Origin of the sequence: Curtobacterium sp. B8, assembly GCF_000333315.1 — a bacterium.
GTDB lineage: Bacteria > Actinomycetota > Actinomycetes > Actinomycetales > Microbacteriaceae > Curtobacterium > Curtobacterium luteum.
On record NZ_BACW01000645.1, the window covers coordinates 1 to 2,646 of the forward strand.

4 protein-coding genes are annotated in these 2,646 nt (G+C 71.5%); 1 reads left to right on the forward strand and 3 read right to left on the reverse strand.

The annotated features are described in order from the left end of the window. Positions 1-63: 63 nt before the first annotated feature. Genes I59_RS17255 through I59_RS17265 form a run of 3 tightly spaced genes read right to left on the reverse strand, consistent with a single transcriptional unit; the run spans position 64 to position 2,130 of the window. A complete protein-coding gene (locus I59_RS17255) occupies positions 64-1,029 on the reverse strand; it encodes a flagellar motor protein MotB (protein ID WP_022904936.1) in 966 nt (321 codons plus the stop codon). A 2-nt stretch (positions 1,030-1,031) separates the two neighbouring features. Beyond that, positions 1,032-1,847 carry a motility protein A gene (locus I59_RS17260; protein ID WP_022904937.1) on the reverse strand — a complete coding sequence of 272 codons (816 nt, stop codon included), beginning with the start codon at positions 1,845-1,847 and terminating at the stop codon, positions 1,032-1,034. 1 nt (position 1,848) lies between these two features. Further along, a complete protein-coding gene (locus I59_RS17265; protein WP_022904938.1) occupies positions 1,849-2,130 on the reverse strand; it encodes a flagellar FlbD family protein in 282 nt (93 codons plus the stop codon). Positions 2,131-2,396: 266 nt separating this feature from the next. On the opposite strand from I59_RS17265, the gene I59_RS17270 reads away from it, so the two are divergent. Then, a partial coding sequence (locus I59_RS17270) for a DUF4397 domain-containing protein (RefSeq protein WP_022904939.1) occupies positions 2,397-2,646 on the forward strand: 250 nt, incomplete at its 3' end.

Sequence of the window (2,646 nt, forward strand, 5' to 3'; positions counted from 1 at the left end):
TCAGCCGTGCGTGCCCCCGTGGGCGGTGAGGCTCAGCCGTGCGTGCCCGTGGGGCGGTGGGGCTCAGCCGCTCGCGACCCCCTTCGCGCTGTCCTGCGCCGCAGCGAGGGCCGGCATGAGCGCGCTGACGTCCTGGTCCTGGTTGGACAGCACCACGATGTCGACCCGTCGGTTCAGGGTGAGGGCCTGGTCCGAGTCGCCCTCCGCGAGCGGACGGCTCGACCCGAACCCGACGCTCTGCACGTGCGCGGCGGGCATCCCCCCGCGCTCGACGAGGTCGCGGAGCACGCCGGTGGCCCGCGCGGCGCTGAGCTCCCAGTTCGTCGCGTACGGCGCGGTGGAGTTGCGCTGGTCGGCGTGCCCCTCGACGCTGACGTCGTGGCCGCTCGTCCGGAGCACCGGCGCGATGGCGTCCATGATCCGCTTCGCCTGGTCCGAGAGGTCGGCGCTGTTGGTCGCGAAGTACGTCTCGCTGCCGACGAGCCGGACCGTGAGCCCGCGGGCGTCGACGGTGAACTGCACGTTCGAGGTCTGCCCTGCTCGGCGGAGGTTCTGCTTGATCGCGCGCTCGATGCCCTGGAGGTCGTCGAGCTCCCGCTCCGCCGCGGCGACGTCGGCCTTCGACGCGGCCGCGGGGACGGCCGTGCTCGTCGGGTCGGCGGTGGCCGTGCCGGGGCCGGCCTCGGCGTTGCTGCCCGCCTGGCCGCTCGACGCGCTCGAGTGGTCCGCCTGGGACTTGTCGATCGAGTAGCCGGAGCCGTCCTCCACCTGGTCCTTCGTCACGACGGTGCCGGACGCGGTGTCGATCTTCTGCGACTTCACCTCGCCGAACCCGGTCGCGAGCGAGTTCTTCAGCTGGATGTACTTCTGCTGGTCGACCGTCGACATCGCGAAGAGCACGAGGAACATGCACATCAGGACGGTGATCATGTCCATGTAGGACGCCATCCAGCGCTCGTCCGGGTGCTCCGCCTCGTCGTGTGACTTCTTGCCACGACCACGACCGCGACCGCGGGGGTTCGCGCTCATCGTCAGGCCGCCAGCTGCTGGTCGTCGTCGGCGGCGCGCTGCTTCTTCGCGGACTTCGCGTCCGCGATCCGAGCGGCGGGCGGGACCATCGCCTTGAGCCGCTCGCCGAGCAGCCGGGGCTGGCTGCCCGCCTGGACGGCGAGGAGGCCCTCCATCAGCAGCGTCTGCCGGTCGGTCTCGAGCTGCGCGAGCTTGCGGAGCTTGCCGCCGATGGGCAGCCAGAGGAAGTTCGCGGTGAGCAGCCCCCAGAGCGTGGCGACGAACGCGCTCGCGATCAGGGGCCCGAGCTCGTCCGGCTTGCCGAGGTTCGCGAGCACGTGCGTCAGCGACACGACGGTGCCGATGATGCCGACCGTCGGCGCGAAGCCGCCGAGGCCCATGAAGAACGCGCTCGCGCTCCGGACCGGCGCGGCGTTCGACTCGATCTCGTCCTCGAGGAGGATCCGCAGCTCGTCGCCGTCCGTGCCGTCGGCGATGTTCTGCAGCGCCTTCTTCATGAAGGGGTCGTCGTGCTTGTCGGCCTCCTGCTCGAGCGCCAGCAGGCCGTTCGCGCGGGCGGTCTCGGCGAGCCCGACCACGTCGTCGATGACCGACTGCGGTGGCGTGACCTTCCCCGTGAACGCCTTCGGGACGGCCGTGAAGCTGGCGATCGCGTCCTTGAGGGTCGTGCTGGCGATGCCGCAGCCGATGGTGGCGCCGAACACGAGGAGCATGGGCGCGGGCAGGAAGAGCCCGGCGAGCTCGACGTGCTCCATCTCGACCATGCCGAAGAGCGCGCCGAACGCGATGAGGATGCCGATGATCGTCGCGATGTCCACGTCAGCGGCCTCCGTCGTGCGCGTGCAGCGGGGCGACCGCGGCGAGGGTCGGCGCCGGCCCCGTGGCGTTCCGCGTCGGCTGCGCATCGGTGCCGTAGGCCATCCCGACGATGCGCGCGCGGTACGCCGCGATGAGGTCGATGACCTCGACCATGGACTCGCGCACGATGTACTTCGCGCCGTCGACCATGATGAGGGTCGTGTCCGGCGTCTCCTGGATGCGCTCCACGAGGTCCGGGTTGACAGCGAATCCGCTGCCGTTGAGTCGTGTGACGACGATCATGGCCCGTCCTGGTTCTCGATCGTCCCGCCGCCGTCCGTGGGGCGGGATGCCGCCCTTCCGTGGGCGTGCACCGGGGCCTATCGGTCCGGGCCCGCCGCTCGTAAGCGCATCGGGGCGCAGCGCCCCGGACGGGGTACGTCATCGTGAGCAGATGCCCAGGAACCGAGCGCAACCGGTGCGGGGGTCCGGCCGGTAGTACCCGGTGAGACGTCGAGGACGACGTCTCACCGACCGGCCCGCTCCGGGCCAGAGAAGGAGACGACACGATGCGCAAGAAGACCCTCGCCGCCGGCCTCGCGTCCGGTGTGCTGCTCGCCGCGACCGCTGCGGTGCTGCCTGCCGCGACCGCCACGGCCGCCAGCGGCGACGCCACCCTCTCCGTCCTGCACGCCGTCCCGTCCGTCACCGTCGACGTGTACCTCGACGGCAAGCGCGCCCTCGACGACTTCACGCCGGGCACCCTCCCGGGCCCAATGACGGTCCCCGCCGGCGCGCACTCGATCGCGATCACCGCCG

What these genes read in the sequence shown, in the direction of transcription:
- I59_RS17255 (WP_022904936.1), bottom strand. Translation starts at nt 1,029, where the DNA reads ATGAGCGCGAACCCCCGCGGTCGCGGTCGTGGTCGTGGCAAGAAGTCA.
- I59_RS17265 (WP_022904938.1), bottom strand. Translation starts at nt 2,130, where the DNA reads ATGATCGTCGTCACACGACTCAACGGCAGCGGATTCGCTGTCAACCCG.